The organism is Paenibacillus chitinolyticus NBRC 15660 (assembly GCF_000739915.1).
GTDB lineage: Bacteria > Bacillota > Bacilli > Paenibacillales > NBRC-103111 > Paenibacillus_F > Paenibacillus_F chitinolyticus.
Map to the genome: position 1 here is coordinate 71,070 of NZ_BBJT01000011.1, position 16,228 is coordinate 87,297.

23 protein-coding genes are annotated in these 16,228 nt (G+C 52.5%); 11 read left to right on the top strand and 12 right to left on the bottom strand.

The genetic code is table 11. The features are described 5' to 3' along the window. Positions 1–148 precede the first annotated feature (148 nt). Positions 149–376: a PspC domain-containing protein gene (locus PCH01S_RS22760; RefSeq protein ID WP_372008416.1), complete on the top strand. Its 228-nt coding sequence runs from the start codon at positions 149–151 to the stop codon at positions 374–376. A 94-nt stretch (positions 377–470) separates the two neighbouring features. Here PCH01S_RS22760 and PCH01S_RS22765 read toward each other — a convergent pair whose 3' ends face one another. After that, positions 471–734, bottom strand: coding sequence for a YuiB family protein (locus tag PCH01S_RS22765; RefSeq protein ID WP_042233432.1), 264 nt, complete (start codon positions 732–734; stop codon positions 471–473). Positions 735–927: 193 nt separating this feature from the next. On the opposite strand from PCH01S_RS22765, the gene hemQ reads away from it, so the two are divergent. After that, positions 928–1,674, top strand: coding sequence for a hydrogen peroxide-dependent heme synthase (hemQ, locus tag PCH01S_RS22770; protein WP_042233434.1), 747 nt, complete (start codon positions 928–930; stop codon positions 1,672–1,674). 249 nt (positions 1,675–1,923) lie between these two features. Here the strand turns inward: hemQ and PCH01S_RS22775 are convergent, their stop codons facing one another. Both PCH01S_RS22775 and PCH01S_RS22780 read right to left on the bottom strand, forming a co-directional pair. Continuing rightward, positions 1,924–2,202, bottom strand: coding sequence for a hypothetical protein (locus PCH01S_RS22775; protein WP_042233436.1), 279 nt, complete (start codon positions 2,200–2,202; stop codon positions 1,924–1,926). Positions 2,203–2,324: 122 nt separating this feature from the next. Then, positions 2,325–3,518, bottom strand: coding sequence for an NAD(P)/FAD-dependent oxidoreductase (locus PCH01S_RS22780; RefSeq protein ID WP_042233438.1), 1,194 nt, complete (start codon positions 3,516–3,518; stop codon positions 2,325–2,327). Positions 3,519–3,916: 398 nt separating this feature from the next. Here PCH01S_RS22780 and PCH01S_RS22785 point away from each other — a divergent pair, with 398 nt between their 5' ends. Beyond that, a complete protein-coding gene (locus PCH01S_RS22785) occupies positions 3,917–4,921 on the top strand; it encodes an NAD(P)/FAD-dependent oxidoreductase (protein WP_042233440.1) in 1,005 nt (334 codons plus the stop codon). Between the two features lie 101 nt (positions 4,922–5,022). Next, positions 5,023–5,277, top strand: coding sequence for a hypothetical protein (locus tag PCH01S_RS22790; protein WP_042233442.1), 255 nt, complete (start codon positions 5,023–5,025; stop codon positions 5,275–5,277). Between the two features lie 40 nt (positions 5,278–5,317). Here PCH01S_RS22790 and sda read toward each other — a convergent pair whose 3' ends face one another. Then, entirely contained in the window at positions 5,318–5,473 is a 156-nt protein-coding gene (sda, locus tag PCH01S_RS22795; protein WP_009676266.1) for a sporulation histidine kinase inhibitor Sda, read from the bottom strand. Between the two features lie 441 nt (positions 5,474–5,914). Between sda and PCH01S_RS22800 the strand changes: the two genes are divergently transcribed. Together PCH01S_RS22800 and mscL are read left to right on the top strand one after the other, a co-directional pair. Next, positions 5,915–6,076, top strand: coding sequence for a hypothetical protein (locus PCH01S_RS22800; RefSeq protein ID WP_009676280.1), 162 nt, complete (start codon positions 5,915–5,917; stop codon positions 6,074–6,076). 93 nt (positions 6,077–6,169) lie between these two features. Next, a complete protein-coding gene (gene mscL, locus PCH01S_RS22805; protein ID WP_129112578.1) occupies positions 6,170–6,595 on the top strand; it encodes a large-conductance mechanosensitive channel protein MscL in 426 nt (141 codons plus the stop codon). Between the two features lie 181 nt (positions 6,596–6,776). Here mscL and erpA read toward each other — a convergent pair whose 3' ends face one another. Both erpA and PCH01S_RS22815 read right to left on the bottom strand, forming a co-directional pair. Next, the gene (gene erpA / locus PCH01S_RS22810; protein WP_170318715.1) at positions 6,777–7,136 is read right to left on the bottom strand and encodes an iron-sulfur cluster insertion protein ErpA; all 360 of its coding nucleotides are present in this window, start codon (positions 7,134–7,136) and stop codon (positions 6,777–6,779) included. Between the two features lie 102 nt (positions 7,137–7,238). Next, complete coding sequence (locus tag PCH01S_RS22815; RefSeq protein WP_016423556.1) at positions 7,239–7,442, bottom strand: aspartyl-phosphate phosphatase Spo0E family protein; 204 nt, start codon at positions 7,440–7,442, stop codon at positions 7,239–7,241. Positions 7,443–7,816: 374 nt separating this feature from the next. On the opposite strand from PCH01S_RS22815, the gene mqnE reads away from it, so the two are divergent. After that, a complete protein-coding gene (mqnE, locus tag PCH01S_RS22820; protein ID WP_009673165.1) occupies positions 7,817–8,920 on the top strand; it encodes an aminofutalosine synthase MqnE in 1,104 nt (367 codons plus the stop codon). 79 nt (positions 8,921–8,999) lie between these two features. Beyond that, positions 9,000–10,064, top strand: a complete 1,065-nt coding sequence (locus tag PCH01S_RS22825) for an NAD(P)/FAD-dependent oxidoreductase (RefSeq protein WP_009673186.1) — start codon at positions 9,000–9,002, stop codon at positions 10,062–10,064. 55 nt (positions 10,065–10,119) lie between these two features. On the opposite strand, the gene PCH01S_RS22830 is transcribed toward PCH01S_RS22825, so the two are convergent. Both PCH01S_RS22830 and PCH01S_RS22835 read right to left on the bottom strand, forming a co-directional pair. After that, positions 10,120–10,374 carry a YuzB family protein gene (locus tag PCH01S_RS22830; RefSeq protein ID WP_042233448.1) on the bottom strand — a complete coding sequence of 85 codons (255 nt, stop codon included), beginning with the start codon at positions 10,372–10,374 and terminating at the stop codon, positions 10,120–10,122. Between the two features lie 95 nt (positions 10,375–10,469). Next, positions 10,470–10,715: a hypothetical protein gene (locus PCH01S_RS22835; protein ID WP_241688736.1), complete on the bottom strand. Its 246-nt coding sequence runs from the start codon at positions 10,713–10,715 to the stop codon at positions 10,470–10,472. Positions 10,716–10,919: 204 nt separating this feature from the next. Between PCH01S_RS22835 and PCH01S_RS22840 the strand changes: the two genes are divergently transcribed. After that, the gene (locus PCH01S_RS22840; protein ID WP_009673094.1) at positions 10,920–11,168 is read left to right on the top strand and encodes a NifU family protein; all 249 of its coding nucleotides are present in this window, start codon (positions 10,920–10,922) and stop codon (positions 11,166–11,168) included. A gap of 55 nt (positions 11,169–11,223) precedes the next feature. On the opposite strand, the gene PCH01S_RS22845 is transcribed toward PCH01S_RS22840, so the two are convergent. From PCH01S_RS22845 to PCH01S_RS22860, 4 genes are all read right to left on the bottom strand, one after another. After that, the gene (locus PCH01S_RS22845; protein WP_042233450.1) at positions 11,224–12,012 is read right to left on the bottom strand and encodes an SDR family oxidoreductase; all 789 of its coding nucleotides are present in this window, start codon (positions 12,010–12,012) and stop codon (positions 11,224–11,226) included. Beyond that, complete coding sequence (locus PCH01S_RS22850) at positions 11,921–12,742, bottom strand: Cthe_2314 family HEPN domain-containing protein (RefSeq protein ID WP_053228776.1); 822 nt, start codon at positions 12,740–12,742, stop codon at positions 11,921–11,923. Before PCH01S_RS22850 ends, PCH01S_RS22845 begins: the two co-directional genes overlap by 92 nt. Before the next feature lie 454 nt (positions 12,743–13,196). Then, positions 13,197–14,228, bottom strand: coding sequence for a COX15/CtaA family protein (locus PCH01S_RS22855; RefSeq protein ID WP_042233451.1), 1,032 nt, complete (start codon positions 14,226–14,228; stop codon positions 13,197–13,199). A 297-nt stretch (positions 14,229–14,525) separates the two neighbouring features. Continuing rightward, complete coding sequence (locus PCH01S_RS22860) at positions 14,526–14,870, bottom strand: thioredoxin family protein (RefSeq protein WP_174446842.1); 345 nt, start codon at positions 14,868–14,870, stop codon at positions 14,526–14,528. 216 nt (positions 14,871–15,086) lie between these two features. On the opposite strand from PCH01S_RS22860, the gene PCH01S_RS22865 reads away from it, so the two are divergent. Further along, positions 15,087–15,929 carry an SPFH domain-containing protein gene (locus PCH01S_RS22865; RefSeq protein WP_042233455.1) on the top strand — a complete coding sequence of 281 codons (843 nt, stop codon included), beginning with the start codon at positions 15,087–15,089 and terminating at the stop codon, positions 15,927–15,929. A gap of 8 nt (positions 15,930–15,937) precedes the next feature. Further along, entirely contained in the window at positions 15,938–16,132 is a 195-nt protein-coding gene (locus PCH01S_RS22870; RefSeq protein ID WP_042233457.1) for a type II toxin-antitoxin system antitoxin, read from the top strand. Positions 16,133–16,228 lie beyond the last annotated feature (96 nt).

Sequence of the window (16,228 nt, forward strand, 5' to 3'; positions counted from 1 at the left end):
AAAGTCTAACTCCAAAACCGCCTTAGGGCCGTTTTGGCTCTCCTTCCGATCCGGTAAGATAAAGACATGAAATACGAAAAACGGCGCAAGACAAACGAGCCGGACCGGTTCCGGACCCCACAATCGACCATTCCAAAGGAGAGAATTAATGATGAATAAACTTTTCCGTTCCAGAACAGACCGTAAACTTACAGGACTTTGCGGAGGACTTGCCCAATACCTGAATGTGGACGCTACCATCGTCCGCCTGATCGCCGTAATCGGAGCCGTGTTCAGCTTCGGTACCTTCACCCTGATTTACATCATCGCTTCCCTGTTCGTTCCCAAAGAGCCTTATGGAGGCTACGGCTATCACGATTCTTACCACTCGTACTAATCGGCTGCGGAAGCCCGCAAAAGGATATCCCGTATAAGTAAGAAAGCCCGGAGCTGCTGCTCCGGGCTTTTTCTGGCTGTCTATACGGCACGTTTTAGAACATTTTGAATCCTTTGATTCTCAGCGTGCGGATGGTTGTCCCGCTCACGACGGCTCCGATGAGCCCGCCGATGACCGGCGCGATGTCCACCACCGTAATCGATGTCATTTTGTCGCTGTAATAGAAGCTCAGTCCGATGATCAGCGCCACAAACGCATAGACCGGAAACCAGGTCGTTTTCATCAGCATATTTAGAATAAACCCGAGTCCAAAAAACAGCACGAACATCAGGACGATGACGATGACCAACTGAATCAAAATCGGTCCACTCCTTTTACGCAGTCTTCTCTCTATTGTAAAGCAATTTCCACGGTCAGGTAAAGTGTCCACATCATGAACATTGAGCCCTCGACACCGTTTGTTCATTTGCCTTTTGAAAGCGGAGCCGATACAATGAGAAAGATTGGTAAGACCCGAATTTCTCTAGATTAAAGGAGGGTTTCCGTTTCTTATGAGTGAAGCCATCGAAACATTAGAAGGTTGGTACGCCCTGCACGATTTCCGCCGCATGGACTGGAATGCTTGGAAAGAAGCGTCTCCGGAAGAGCGCAAGCGCGCGGAGGACGAGCTTCGTTCGTTTATCGGCGAGTGGGCAACAATTGAAGATAATAAAGAAGGAAGCACGGCGCTGTACAGCATCGTAGGCCAGAAGGCCGATATTCTGTTCATGCAGCTTCGCGAAACGCTCGAAGAGCTGAACGATCTGGAGACCGCCTTCAACAAATCGGCGTTCGCCAAATACACAATCCCGGTCTACTCCTATGTATCGGTCGTCGAACTGAGCAGCTACATGGCCAAGCCGGGTTCCGATCCGATGGAAAATCCGGAAGTGGTCGCGCGCTTGAAGCCGACGCTGCCTAAAGCGAAGCACATCTGCTTCTATCCGATGAACAAACGCCGCGAAGGCGGCGACAACTGGTACATGCTCGACCTCGACTCGCGCAAAGCCATGATGCGCAGCCACGGCATGATCGGCCGCAGCTACGCCGGCAAAGTCAAACAGATCATCACCGGCTCCGTCGGTTTCGATCTGTGGGAATGGGGCGTCACGCTGTTCGCCGACGACGCGCTGCAGTTCAAGAAGCTCGTGTACGAGATGCGCTTCGATGAAGTGAGCGCACGCTTCGGCGAGTTCGGCGACTTCTATGTCGGCAACCTGCTCGACAATGACCGCCTCGGCCGTCTGCTGGACGTATAAGCCGCCCCGCGGCAAGCAAAAAAGCCTGAATGTTTCCCTTAAGGGAACATTCAGGCTTTTTTGTGCCCGGCCCGGCGGTGGGGCGTGACGCCTCCGCCAAGGCGGCGCCCCTCGTCCGACAGTTTGCCGCCGCCACCGTCGCTCCTTCCAAGGAGAAAAGCCGCACCTCCGTGCGGTTTTCGTGCGGTTTCGTTCGATTTTCGTGCGGCTCTCGAGGTTTGTGCGGTTCTCGTGCGGCTTTGATCATACCTAGTCCTCGTCGTCTTCCTCCGCGATCCGCCTCATTTCGGCTTCCATCTCAGCCTTGCGGCGCAGATAGTCCTCCGTGTCGCGGTCACGCTGGCGGCTCTTCTCCTTGAGCCGTTCTATCGCCGGAAAGATAAGAATGTCGATCTCCTTCTGGACGACGGCCACGTGACCGTATTCCTTCTGATTCTCCAGATAGTGGCCGACTTCGATCAGCGCATTGTAGCGGTCCAGCTCGCTGCGGGTCAAAAGCCCGCGTACCTGTACACTGCAGTGTCTCATTTCGTATGTACACCTCCCCTGGCTGCCTTATCCGTTTCAGCAAAAAAGCCGCCCCGGCGCGCCCTTCTGCGGACGGTTGCCGGTAGCGGCTTCGTTCTGGATCATCCTGTCCGGAAAACCGGTTAGCGCAGCTTTCCTTTGCGGACTACGAGCGGAAGACCGCCAATCGTATACAGGTAGCGCATATCGATGACTTTCTTCATTAGAGCCGCCGTACCGCCCTTCATTTTCTTCGTTCCGACAATGCCGATGGCTTCGCCTTTGCCCAGGGAAGCTACCGTGCCGCGGTTGACGAACGCGAATTCCTTCAATGCGTTCCCGCGGATGGAAGCCACGAGGTTGAACGCGCAGTTCTCCCCCTGCTGGGTCGCGATTTGAGCCGTCGGCGGGTAAGGCCTGCCTTCGGGATTCATCACCAAGGAGCAGTCGCCCGTTACGAAAATATTGTCGTAACCCGGCGCGCGCAGGAATTCATCGACCTTAATGCGGCCGCGCATCGTTTCGAAGCCCGCATCCTCCAGGAGATGATTGCCGCGGATTCCTCCCGTCCAGATGACGGTTCCCGCTTTGATGAATTCATCCCCTGCGATGAGGACGCCTTCCGGCGTGCATTCCTTGATCGCCGTGGCGATTTTGAACGTGACGCCTTTATCGGTGAGCAGGCGCATCGCGTACTCCACCAGCTCCGGATCGAAGCCGGGCAAAGCCGTCGGAGCCGCTTCGATATTATAAATATGGACAAGCGCCGGGTCCACGTCGAACTCTTTGCACAGTTCGGGGATACGGTCCGCCAGTTCTCCGACGAATTCAATGCCGGAGAAGCCCGCGCCGCCTACGACGAAAGTGAGCAGCTCCTTGCGGTCCGGTTCCTGCTTGAATCTGGCGAACTGATATTCGATATGTTCGCGGATATGACGTACGCTGTTAATGCTGCGGATCGTCATCGCATATTCTTTTAAACCCGGGATTCCGAACGTTTCCGGCTCGCCGCCGAGACCGATAACCAGATAATCGTAGGACAGGGTACCGTCTTCGAGGATGACTTTCTTCTCCCCCGGGCGGATTTGAACTACGGTCGATTTAACGAAGTCCACTTTGAATTCATCGATCAGAGAGGAAATATTGACGCGTGCATTATCAGGTTTATCCGTTCCGGCTGCGGGCATATGCAGATGGGTCGTAATATAATGATAATCATGCTTGTTCACCAGCGTTACGTCCGCTTCGTTATAATTTAACAGTTTCTGAAGACGTAAAGATGTTACAACACCACCGTAGCCAGCGCCCAATATGACTATCCTTGGGACTCTACTCATTGGTTCTCTCTCACTTCCATACTTTTTTAAGGGCTTGCATTGTGAAAATTAACACATATCACCTAACGGATATGTCCGTGAAAATGTTTCTCTCTCTATCCTTAGAGCCAGGCAAATTCGCCATTTTTCACGGAAATGCAGCACCAATCTCATGCAATCATATAATGTGCCCTGTTAAATAGCAAGGGTCAATTTCCTCAAAAACGAAGGTTTTCCAACCAGTAATTTCCACCCGTTAAAAGGGAAGTAAGTCCCAAATTAGCGCCTTTGGAAGAGCCTTTCGGAAGGATTGTCAACCGGTTTACTCGGCTTTATACATCTATTTGGTTTATTTCCTCAATCCCGAGGTTTATAATGGAGCAGAAAGCAATGTGCAGAACAGTGGAGGTGTCCGAGTAGTGAGTGAAACCGAAATTCAGCACGACCAAGTGAAAGATCTGATCATCATCGGGGCCGGACCGGCCGGTATGTTTGCCGCGTTTTACGGGGGAATGCGCCAGGCTTCCGTTACATTAATCGAAAGTATGCCTCAATTGGGCGGGCAGCTTGCCGCTTTGTATCCGGAGAAGCATATATACGATGTAGCGGGATTTCCGAAAGTGACCGCGCAGGAGCTTGTGAACAGCCTGGCCGTCCAGATGAATCACTTTCCGATTCACGTTTGTCTGGAAGAGAAAGTTCTGCAGGTGGTCAAGAAAGAGGAGCGCTTGTTCGAGGTTATCACCGATAAGGAATCCCATTTGGGCAAAGCGGTTATCATTACCGGGGGCGTCGGCGCCTTCGAACCGCGCCGGCTGGAATTGCCGGAGGCCTCCCGGTACGAGAAAACGAATCTGCACTATTTCGTCAGTGATCTGAACTCGTTCGCCGGCCAGAAGGTTCTTATCAGCGGAGGAGGAGATTCCGCCGTCGACTGGTCGCTCATGCTGGAGCCGATCGCCGAGCAGGTTACGCTCATTCACCGCCGGGATAAATTCCGCGCCCATGAGCACAGCGTGGAGAAACTGATGAATTCCCGCGTCAACGTCGTCACGCCGACCGAAATCACCAATTTGGAGGGCGACGACGCCATCCGCAAAGTTACCCTGAAGCACGTCAAGACGGGCGAAGAAACGGTGCTCGACGTGGATGCCGTTATCGTTAATTTCGGTTTCGTTTCTTCATTGGGTCCGATCTCGGAGTGGGGACTTCAGATCGAGAACGGCTCCATCGTCGTCGATTCGCGGATGGAGACGAACGTGCCCGGCATTTTCGCGGCAGGAGACATCACCACGTACCCCGGCAAGCTGAAGCTCATCGCCGTGGGCTTCGGAGAAGCGCCTACCGCCGTCAACAACGCGAAAGTTTATCTGGACCCGTCCGCCAAACTTTCACCGGGACACAGCAGCAACATGAAGTTCTGATACAGGAGCCGCAGGCCGACTCTTACAAATGAAAATAAAGCACGAAGGGCATTCTAACTTTGACGCCGCGAACCCGCGAGCCGATTGAGGAGGAATGCCTTTTGTCTACTTTCTGCACCGTTTGCAACGGAATGGACATGCTTAGCGCCGTCTGTCCGCACTGCGGAAGCGGCAGCGCGTCCGACTGCGGACGGGTTAACGATTATTTCGGCCCCTATTCTCCTTACCGCCCGATCGAGGAGATCTCCATGACCAACGGATACCCGGATGTCACGCGGAGCGAATGTCTGCATATGCTTTATTGCGAGGCATGCGGCGCAAGCTCCGTGCTGGCCGTTCCCGAGAGCTGCACTTGATCTTCAATCTTCTATATTGACCGACGGACAAAAAAAGAAGCTACGCAAGCGCAGCTTCATCGCTATGATAAGCTTCCAGCACAATATGTCTCCGGTTAATTTCGCCTAGTAGTAAATCGACAAATTCCGATTCCAGTTCAAGGTCAAGGGCTTTGAAATACGATTCAACGAGGGTCTCGTCGCTAATCTGTCTCATACCAACCACCTTTCCTGCTTAACTTGTCATTATATTACCATGTGCCAAAAATTAGAACAATCGTTCTGTTATCCACAATCCCATGTGCATATCTTGTGGGTAATTTGTGAATAGACTCTAATATTGGCGAGTTTTGTAGGTGGATGATGTGGACAAAGTTATACACAACTTTTTGTACTTTACTGTGATAAAAACAAATAATCGGAACTTGTCCCTCCATCAACAGAATTCATGAAGCTTCATTTGCGGATTTATTCAAATCTCCGCACTGATTTCCCATATAACGGGAATAATGCGACTCTTTTCGCATATATTGAACATAGTTGTCGTCCCTACTCCCTTTTGGAACCTGTAAATTTCACAGGATGGACGATCTCATTTAACGTAGATTTAATACTGGCCGTTTATACTGGGTTCAGTAAGCGAAAGGAGAAGTGAGTCATGATCGTCTACGACATCGTAGTCAACGGAGAAGTGAAAGAGACCATCCGGCCGCAGAAGCTCCGTTTGAAGGAACTGTATGCGTACATGCTGGAACAGTCCAAGCAGATGAAGATGAAGTACGGGGAGAACACACGTGTTCTCAAACGCATTCTCTATTAATTGTGTATTGATTCCCTGCCGCCTCCTTTGATAGACTAGGAGGGTAAAAGGGAGGCTGTATAGAACTTGGAAAATCAACCTAAAAAAATTCAAATCATCGGCGAATTCAAAAAGTTTATTATGCGCGGCAACGTTGTGGACCTTGCGGTCGGCGTTATCATAGGGGCCGCTTTCAATAAAATCGTGACCTCGCTCGTCAACGATATCCTTATGCCCCCGATCGGTCTGCTGCTCGGCAAGATGGACTTCAAGAATTTAAAGCTTCCTCTGTCAGGCGGCGTCACGATCAATTACGGAGCCTTTATCAATAACATCATCGATTTTCTCATCGTTTCGGCCGTCATTTTCCTGATGATCCGCCAGATGAACAAGCTGCGCAGAAAAGAAGAACCTCAAGAGGAAGTCAAGTCCGAGCCGACGAAGGAGTGCCCTTACTGCATTTCGGAAATCGCCGCGAAGGCAACCCGCTGTCCTCGCTGCACCTCGGTGCTTGAACCGGAAGCTCTGCCCCAATCATAGGGCCGGTTCACTCTGTGTTCATTTCACATCTTAACCTATTGAATTCCACAAAAGAAACCTGCTAGATGGGCAGCCTTCGGGCGCATCTAGCAGGTTTTTATTTTTCCGGCCTCTCATGGTCCCTGAAACAAAAAAAGAACCGCAGGGACGTAAACCGCCCTGGGGTTCTCTCTTAACCGGCTTAGTCGTCGCACTTCTCCGCTTTGCCCTCTTCGCCTTTTACCTTGAAGGAAGCGCCGCAGCCGCAAGATGCTACCGCATTGGGATTGTCGATCGTGAAACCTCCGCCCATGCCCGCATCCTTGTAGTCAATCTCGACGCCATACAAGTATTTCGCACTTTCCGGGTCCACGACCACTTTCAAGCCGCTGAAATCCAGAACCTTATCTTCTTCCTTCTGGTCGTTGTCGAAGCCCATACCGTACGAAAAACCGCTGCATCCGCCTTCTTTGACACCGACGCGCAGAAAAAGATCCGGCGTCTCCTCGGCCGCGAGCATTTCCTTGATTTTGTCCGTCGCCTCTTCACTGATCTTGATCAGACTCATATAAATAAACCTCCTTGTACGGAGCGGCCTTAACTCCAGCGCCTGACTCCTGAAAGCAGTCTTTTAGTAATCCACTTATCTTCCTATAGTATACTCCTATTCAAGCTTCGTCTCAAGGGGTGACTCTCCCCGCTCCAGCTGGTAGTACCGCAATATAAGTTTGTCGAGTCTTCTGCTGTCGTGCTGTACACTCGGGTGCAGGAATCCGTATTTCATCCCGTTCTCTACCATTTGGGACCGCAGTTGCTCGATTCTGACGTCAAGCTTCTGTCTGCATTCCCACTCCTCCGATTGCTGCATATGTACCGACCATCCTATCCAAAAAAAGATCACCATTTTAGTGTACATCAAACCCCGAAGGATAATAAAGACCTTTTTACCAGTTTTTGTCCGGGTCTGCGAATATATTTACCGGCAAACTGTTACTAAGGCGTCGGTTCAAGCCGCTCTGGAAGAGCTGCAAGCTTTATCCTTATTGCCCCTTTGGGATGACAGGTTTATAATAGGAGGGATGAAACCGGACTTTTATCGCTTTTTTTAGTATGGAATCCTGCAGCCGACGTTATACGGTTGACGGGATATGCTTCTTTGTAGAGGTTCACTTGAATTTTTGAACGTACGGTGAAAAATTTACACAGGATGGATTCAAAAGATCCGACGGGGAGGGTATACTAGTGAATGTCATTATAGACAGTCCTGACCGCCGCATGGCGGAAATTGCAGAAAAGGTCGAGAACGGAGAACGTCTTTCGCGGGAGGACGGCCTGTTTTTGTACCAATCGGACGATTTGTTGACCATTGGTCAATTAGCCAATAAGGTCAACCTGCGCAAGAACGGCAAAAACGTGTATTTCGTACAAAACATGAGTTTGTATTTTACAAACGTATGCGAAGAACACTGCGCGTTTTGCCATTTCCGCAGAGATGAAGGCGAAGCGGGCTCCTACACGCTGACGCCATCTGAGATGCTGACGTATATCTCCGAAAATTTCCACCCGGATATTCGCGAGTTCCACATCAGCCAGGGTCACAATCCTCATGTGCCGTTCCAATATTACGTGGACGCCCTGCGCACCCTGAAACAGCATTATCCGCAAGTATCGATCAAAGCCCATACGGCGGCTGAAATCGACTTCTTCGCGCGGATCAGCGGGCTCAGCTACAAAGAGGTGCTCCGCACCCTGATGGATGTAGGTCTCGATACGCTGCCCGGCGGCGGAGCCGAAATTTTGACCGAACGCTACCGCAAGAAGATGAGAGTCGAGAAAGCCGACACGAACCAGTGGCTGGATGTCCATCGTTCGGCTCACGAGCTCGGCATGAAGACTCATGCGACGATGCTTTACGGCTCGATCGAGACGCTTGAAGAGCGTATCGAGCACATGGCCCTGCTGCGCGACCTGCAGGATGAAACCGACGGATTCCTCGTGTTCATCCCGAATTCGATCCAGCCGGCCAGCGCGAGCGCGGGTATCCGCCGCCGCGTGCCTGCCGTCGACGAGCTCAAAACGATTGCGATCAGCCGTTTGATGCTCGACAATTTCCCGCATATTAAAGCCTATTTTATCAACATGGGCATCAAAGTGACTCAGCTTGCGTTCCAATTCGGCGCATCTGACGCTCACGGAACCATTGTGAAGGAACGCATTTCCCACGCCGCGGGCGCTCAATCGCCGGACGGAGTCACGAAAGAAGATCTGGTCTGGCTGATTAAAGGAGCTGGACGAGTTCCGGTTGAACGGGATACCTTCTACAATGTGGTTCAAACCTATAACTAATTGGGGTAAGAACCTTTAGAAGCCTTTGACAGAAGATGATGCAACGAACAAAAGCCATGGCAGAAGGGATTCATGTAACATGAACAAGTTTGTTATTCTGGGAGGCGGTTATGGCGGCATTACCATAGCCACGGAGCTTCTGGAAAAAGAAATACCCGACAACTGGACGGTCACGATGGTCGACCGTTCGCCTTTTCAAGGGCTGAAGACGGAATACTACGCGCTGGCTGCCGGTACGGCCGCCGAGACGGAACTTCGCGTTGCCTATCCGAACGATCCCAGATTATCGCTTAAATACGGAGAGGTTACGGAAGTAAACCTGGAAACGAAACAAGTGATCTTTGCCGACAAAGAACCGCTCGATTACGATTACCTCGTGATCGGCCTCGGCTGTGTGGACAATTTCCACGGCATTCCGGGCGCGCAGGAATTTTCCAACGGCATTCAGACCTTCTCGCAAACCCGCATCACGTATCAGCGTGTCAATGACGTCGTTCCTTACGGTCAGGTTACCATCGTCGGCGGCGGCCTGAGCGGGGTGGAAATGGCGGCAGAGCTTCGCGAAAGCCGGCAGGATATCAATATCCGCATCCTGGACCGCGGCGCAAGCATTCTGTCCTCCTTCCCTACCAAGGCGAAAGAATTCGTACGCGACTGGATGCTCGACCACGACATCGAAATGCGTTCCCACGTCTCTCTGAAAAGACTGGAAGGCGGCGATCTCTATAACGAAGAAGAGATCATCCGCACGGACGCCACGATCTGGACGGCCGGCATCAAGCCGAGTCCGATCGTCGAACAGCTCGCGGTGGACAAAGATCCTTCCGGACGCGTTCTGCTGAACGAGTACCATCAGATCCCGTCCCACCCGAACGTGTTCGTCGTCGGCGATTGCGCCAGCCTGCCGTTCTCTCCGAGCGCCCAGGCGGCCGAATCGCAGGGCAAACAGATCGTCGAGGTTATGCAGGCTCTCTGGAAGAACGAAACGCCTAAGCTAGGCCAGATCAAGCTCAAAGGAGTTCTCGGCTCTCTCGGCAAGAAGACTGGCTTCGGCCTGATGGGCAAGAAAACCGTTATGACAGGCATGGTTCCGCGTGTCCTGAAAAACGGAGTCCTGTGGATGTCCAAACACCACTGGGGCTAGAAAAGCAAAAAAAAGCTCGGTTTGCAGCTATTGCGCAGACCGGGCTTTTTGCTATTCAGTCGCCGAACATGTCGTAGATCTCTTCGACTTCCTTTATTTTTTTGGAAATTTCGTCAAACAGCTTGTCGGCTGTCTCGGCCGCTACGATTTCACCGTTAACCATGGCGAAAGGAAAAAGGTAACATTCCCCGCAGTTTCCCAGACATCCGTATTCGATGACATCGTAATCCGGATTGTCCTCCAGCTTCTTCATGACGGCGTCCGTACCGTGATGCATATTGCTCGCGCAAAACTCAATGATAGGTCTCATGTTTGATCTCCACCTGTTTCACAAACTATCTGTATTGTAACACATCCGGGGAGATTTGAGCATAGTGCATAGGATCGCGGATAGACGGCACGCCGTTATCTGCCCCTGGTGTACTCCGGTCTGACGTATAGGCTCCGCATAATGTCGGTGATCGAGTCTTGAACGTCGAACGCATCGGCCACCACACCGCTTCCGCTGCAGCGCGCGCAGGCCGTTTTCCCGCTTCCCCCGCAGGACGTGCAGATTCCCCGGTCTCCCAGGCTTCCTTCACCGGAACAGCTTTGACATTCCGTTTCCCCATCTCCATAACAGTGGAAGCAATCGTTATTCTCGTTCATCATGACTCAGTCCTCTCCGTTTCAAATGTTATAACACAGTTCTCATTTTATATGATTTGTATTATATAACATACACCAAGGAATAAGAAGTGTTTTTTTGAAAAAAAATAAATGGCCGGCCCGAACGTCCGGCCGCCCCTTTCTATGCGGGGGATATTTTTTTTTCCCGAAATGTACTATAATAAAATAAGAAAGGAGTCGATTGAAATGACTGAAAATACCCAAAGTGCAACCATGTATGATGAAGTACTTGAGGTTCTAGATAAGCTTCGCCCGTTCCTGCAGCGTGATGGCGGTGACGTGGAACTGGTGGACGTGGAAGACGGTATCGTAAAACTGAAGCTGATGGGTGCATGCGGAAGCTGCCCGAGCTCCACGATTACGCTGAAAGCCGGTATCGAGCGTGCGCTTGTCGAAGAAGTAGAAGGCGTTGTCGAGGTTGTTCAAGTATTCTAATAAAAAAAACCGGCCCTAAGGGCCGGTTTTTTTTATGGGCGCGAAGCGGCGCTGCTTACTTGCCCCGCTTCAGCATCGGCAGCGTCTGGATCGGATCGAGGCCGCCGTTCACTTCCATGATGTTCCCCGTCAGGAAATCCGACTTCGGGTCGCACAGGAAAGACAGCACCCGGGCGACATCCTCGCCCGTGCCGGGTCTGCCCCGCGGCGTTTCGTCGTCGGTGCAGTTCTCCACTTCCTCGATCCGCTTCTCCTTGTTGGCTCCGCGGATATCGCCCGGACAGATCATGTTCACGGTGATCCCGTGGGCCGCTTCTTCTTCGGCCAGTGTCTTCGTGAACGAAACCAGCCCCACCTTGGCGGCCGCATAGACGGCCCTGTGGGGCCAAGCACGCGCTTCGGCGGCATGGCCGAAGCCGAAGTGGATGATGCGGCCCCAGCGCTTGCGCCGCATGTGGGGCAGCAGCGCGTGATCCAGTTGGATCACGCCGAGCAGATTGCCGCGGATGAGATAATCAATCTCATCGCGCGTATAATCCGCGAACAGCCTCCGTTCGCGGATGAAAGGGCCGGCGTTGTTGACGAGCACATCGACGCCGCCCATCGTTTCCCCCACCGTCTCCGCGATGCGCTCGATATCCTCGCCGCGGGAGACGTCGCCTTGAATCGCGGCGGCGCGGACGCCCGTATTCTGGATGTGCCTGACTAAGTCGTGCGCTTCCTCTTCACTATGTACATAATTGATAACGATATCATACCCTTGGTTGGCCAGCGTTAACGCCGCCATTTTGCCGAGCCCTTTCGCGCTGCCCGTGATGAGAGCCGTTCTGCGTACCTCCGCCATGATTCTCCTCCCCGTTTTCCCCTATGCTGCCCCTGGATATATACCGGAACACGAGATCCATCGTGATGCAAACCATCTCGTATCCGCGGTTCATCTGCGCCAGATTATCCGCGATATTCTCCACTTGGATACGGTCGCCCAAATAGGATTGGGACAGCATCAGATCATCCAGCATCTCTACATTCACGTAGTGAATTTCCATATTCCGCTGGTTGCGAAGAACCTGAAGCGGCTGTTTGGCTTCTGTTTTCAGTTCGTACAGTTTTTGCTGCAGGGCGGGATGAATCCCGCTCTCTCTCATTTTACGCAATACGGTAAAAAAGGAAAAGTGCGTTTTGAGGGTCTCCGTCTTGAGGTCGAATAAATCGTTTAAAAAATACCCCAGCTTATCCAGCACCGAAAAAAGACGGATAAGTGCGTTTTTATAAAAATAAACATACCGTCTGTAATCGTCCAGCTCCTCGGGCTGCATTTCATCGAGATAAGATTTCTTGACACGCTCGGCAAAACGACCGGCACAGTATTTGCTTTCCTCCAGTTCATCCAATGCATCGAGAAACCCTTGCGACCATACATAGAGTCTATGCAGCTTTTTGGGGCTGTAGGACGGGGAAGAATGTCGGCTTTGCTGAAGGACGTTCAAATAACGCTTGATTGAAGTGAAAGCTTGTTCCAATCGCTCGTCGGAGCGCTCGCTGCGTTTCGTCTCGTTGAAAATCGTTCTTAGCATGGCTTTCACTCATTTCCTTATTTTTTTCAGTATGAGCTCCGTCTCTGCGATCCATACATCCCAGGTCCGGCCGGGCGGGAGCTTCCCATGAAGAGGCTGATCCTTCTGGAGCGTCTCTTTTCGATTACCCTAAATGAGCCTTTTTCGAAAAAGGAAATCGTCAGCGTTGGGCCCGGACGTCTCGGCTGAACGAGTGATCCGCCCGATCCAGCCCTCTTGGAAAAGCGGGGCAAGGCCGCTATCCGTTCCCGTTAGCCGCTGCGCGGGGCATCATGGGGCATCTAGACTCCGCCCGGCATTCCGTCAAGTGACTATTCGCGGCAAAAAGAAAAACGGCTGCCCTTCACATTCGTGAAAAGCAGCGCGTTTTCCTTCCTCTAATCGAATGCGGCGTGGAATCACCCGCAAGTCCTCGGGTCTAAGGGACTCCGGAGACAGCCAGGGCCGCAAAAAGTCATTCCGTCACGGCTTCCTTTCGGTTAACGGGAGCCTTCGCCGGCTGCGGACTTTCCTGTTTGTTACGCGGATGCTCGGCACCCAGCGGTACGCGGGCATTCAGCATCACGACGCACAGGTAGCTGATCCACCCGAACAAGGCGCAGATCAGAACCGCGTGGATCATGCCGGTGAACAAGAATGCGGTATCGTGTCCCAAGGACCAGGTAACGGTAGCTCCGCTGAAAATTTGAGCGATCAGGAAGCCCAGCACCCAGCCCGCGCCTTTGTACACATTTTCAAGATGGCTGTATTTCTTGCGTGCAATTAGGAACAAAGCGAGTCCGAAGATGAACATAATCACCGCCGCGATGCGGTGGAAAAATACGATTCCGGTGGCGCCCGTCAGTTCCGGAACGACCTGTCCGTTACAAAGCGGCCAGCCGATGCAGCCTCCCGAAGACTCCGTATGCCGGACAAAGGCGCCCACATAAACGACGATGTAGCAGTAGACGCCGACAAACCAGACGAAAGCGCGGAAACCGCGGCCGATCGGAGCGGCATTCTTCGGCAGGGCCGATTTGCGGCCGTCCGTCGTGCGGGCGACGGAAACCGTGTAATCTCCCCATTTCGTGAACGTCAGCCAGAGCAGCAGCGTCATGGCGAAAGCAAGCAGCGAAAGGCCGAAATGAAGCGCCATAACCGCGGAAGACTGGGAAAAGACAACGGCCAGAGCGCCCATAATCGCCTGCAGCACGGTGAAGAAGCCTGCACCCGCTACGAAATATTTCGCGTCCTTACGGCTGCCCGTTTTGAAAACAAGAATGAATGTGGCGAGCAGCAGCAGACTCACAAGGCCCGTCACCGCCCGGTGACTGTATTCGATAACTGACGAGATCGTATAGGCCGGGACGAACTTGCCGTTGCAGAGCGGCCATTCGTTACCGCAGCCCAAACCCGAATCGGTTTTGGTTACGAGCGCGCCCATAATCACGATCAGGAACATGCCGATCATGGTCAGAAAGGACAAACGCTTCGTTAATTTATACATACCATGCACCTACTTCTCTATAATCAATAAGGCTGTTTTTACAAGAGATTTGGCCGCCAGACAGCAGCAATGCCGCTTGTATTCATTATAGCTACTATTCGGGGCCAATTCCATTCGCAAATGTTACAAAGCCTTGAAAGAAGCGGCTGGCACGCGGCCCATCATTAGGGAGTCCCTAATGATCGCAAATTATGCAGAAAGACGCGGCTGGCAGCGATATACAAAAAAATAGCCGCCCCCGAAGGAACGGCTGTTTTTCGTTTACTTAAAAGAGAACGCGTCTTCCGGGTGCCTGTATTACTTGGCCAGCGCGTTGCCCACTTCGATCGCACGGTCCAGGAACTGCTCAATCTCTTCACGCGTTTTGCGCAGCTTGCTGACAAAACGGATCAGCTCCTGCCCGCGGCTGAAAGCGATAAAGCTTGGAATGCCCAGAATGTTCAATTCCTCGCAGAGATCGGGTACCTCGTCCCGGTCCAGCTCGATGAACGAGATGCGTCCGGCATACGTTTTCTCCAGATCCGGCATAAAAGGCTCGATATAGTGGCAGTCTTTACACCAGGTTGTTTTAAAAACGGCAACGGTAACTTCGGATTTCTCTACCGCCGCACGGAAATCTTGTTCGTTGTGGACTTTTTCCATGGGGATCACCTCGAATAGAATCGTCCGGCCTTCATTCCCGACCGGCTTCATCGGAATCTGATAAACTTGTTTATCTTATAGCATGCTCCTTCGGGCCTGTCAATAACAGCAAAAATACGGTACATTCGACCGTTTACAGACATTGTAAAAAGTGATATCATATAAATATCAAAACGATATTTTGAATTTCTGAGTTTCCAAAAGGAGATGAACACGATGACCGAACGTCATGTATGGAAAATCAACGGATTTGTCGGCCTGCTTGCTATGGTCGTATTTATCGGAGCAGGTATTTACTCCCTGACCGCGGAGCTGATTATCCCCGCCGTACTGCTGTTTGTGCTGGCAGGCGTAGTGCTCAGCTCGTTTACCGTCGTACAGCCGAACCAGGGGATGGTCGTCAATTTCTTCGGCCGCTACAGCGGCACAGTCCGCGACAGCGGCTTCTGGGTAACGATCCCCTTCAGCGAGCGCAAAAAAATGTCGCTGCGTGTCCGCAACTTCAACAGCGCGCGGCTGAAGGTCAACGATGTGGACGGCAATCCCATTGAAATTGCGGCCGTCGTCGTTTTTCGCGTAGTCGATACGGCCAAAGCCAAGTTCGAAGTCGATAATTACCAGGCCTTCGTGGAAATTCAAAGCGAGACCGCCCTCCGTCATGTCGCCTCCAAATACCCGTACGACTCCTATGACGGAGAAGCCTACTCTCTGCGCGCCAACAGCGAAGAGGTTGCCAAGGAACTCACCCTCGAGCTGCAAAGCCGCCTCAGCGTAGCCGGCGTTGAAGTATTGGAGTCCAGGCTGACTCATCTGGCCTACTCCACCGAGATCGCAAGCGCCATGCTCCAGCGCCAGCAGGCCTCCGCCATCATATCCGCACGCGAGAAAATTGTGGAAGGCGCGGTCAGCATGGTGCAGATGGCAATCGCCCGCCTTCAGGCGGAAGGCGTCGTCGAGCTGGATGAAGAGCGCAAAGCCGCGATGATCAACAACCTGCTCGTAGCGGTTGTCTCCGACAGGTCCGCCCAGCCTGTCATCAACTCCAGCTCCATTTACTAAGCGGATGCATGGCTGTTAAGAAGAACTTTCCGCTGCGGCTCGATCCGAAGCTCCATCAAGCTTTGGAGCGCTGGGCAGCCGACGAGTTCCGCAGCGTCAACGGGCACATCGAATTCCTGCTCCGGGAGGCGCTGGTGCGTGCAGGCAGAATGCCGGGTCACGCACCGCCGCCTCCGGACGGGGAATCGGAGAATGAGAACTGAAGCGGGAAGCGACACAAGCCTCCCGTCCCGCAACAAGAGAGCCGATACTCCCCTTGAGGATATCGGCTCTTCATTTTAAAGCCGTGCGTTAGCTGC

Coding starts and splice junctions, on each gene's coding strand:
- PCH01S_RS22860 (WP_174446842.1), bottom strand. CDS start 14,870: ATGGAAAAAGTCCACAACGAACAAGATTTCCGTGCGGCGGTAGAGAAA.
- PCH01S_RS22800 (WP_009676280.1), top strand. CDS start 5,915: ATGATCGTCTACGACATCGTAGTCAACGGAGAAGTGAAAGAGACCATC.
- PCH01S_RS22830 (WP_042233448.1), bottom strand. CDS start 10,374: ATGAGACCTATCATTGAGTTTTGCGCGAGCAATATGCATCACGGTACG.
- PCH01S_RS22840 (WP_009673094.1), top strand. CDS start 10,920: ATGACTGAAAATACCCAAAGTGCAACCATGTATGATGAAGTACTTGAG.
- PCH01S_RS22775 (WP_042233436.1), bottom strand. CDS start 2,202: ATGAGACACTGCAGTGTACAGGTACGCGGGCTTTTGACCCGCAGCGAG.
- sda (WP_009676266.1), bottom strand. CDS start 5,473: ATGAGACAGATTAGCGACGAGACCCTCGTTGAATCGTATTTCAAAGCC.
- hemQ (WP_042233434.1), top strand. CDS start 928: ATGAGTGAAGCCATCGAAACATTAGAAGGTTGGTACGCCCTGCACGAT.
- PCH01S_RS22780 (WP_042233438.1), bottom strand. CDS start 3,518: ATGAGTAGAGTCCCAAGGATAGTCATATTGGGCGCTGGCTACGGTGGT.
- PCH01S_RS22760 (WP_372008416.1), top strand. CDS start 149: ATGATGAATAAACTTTTCCGTTCCAGAACAGACCGTAAACTTACAGGA.
- PCH01S_RS22835 (WP_241688736.1), bottom strand. CDS start 10,715: ATGATGAACGAGAATAACGATTGCTTCCACTGTTATGGAGATGGGGAA.
- PCH01S_RS22825 (WP_009673186.1), top strand. CDS start 9,000: ATGAACAAGTTTGTTATTCTGGGAGGCGGTTATGGCGGCATTACCATA.
- PCH01S_RS22850 (WP_053228776.1), bottom strand. CDS start 12,742: ATGCTAAGAACGATTTTCAACGAGACGAAACGCAGCGAGCGCTCCGAC.
- PCH01S_RS22855 (WP_042233451.1), bottom strand. CDS start 14,228: ATGTATAAATTAACGAAGCGTTTGTCCTTTCTGACCATGATCGGCATG.
- PCH01S_RS22865 (WP_042233455.1), top strand. CDS start 15,087: ATGACCGAACGTCATGTATGGAAAATCAACGGATTTGTCGGCCTGCTT.
- PCH01S_RS22845 (WP_042233450.1), bottom strand. CDS start 12,012: ATGGCGGAGGTACGCAGAACGGCTCTCATCACGGGCAGCGCGAAAGGG.
- PCH01S_RS22815 (WP_016423556.1), bottom strand. CDS start 7,442: ATGCAGCAATCGGAGGAGTGGGAATGCAGACAGAAGCTTGACGTCAGA.
- PCH01S_RS22870 (WP_042233457.1), top strand. CDS start 15,938: ATGGCTGTTAAGAAGAACTTTCCGCTGCGGCTCGATCCGAAGCTCCAT.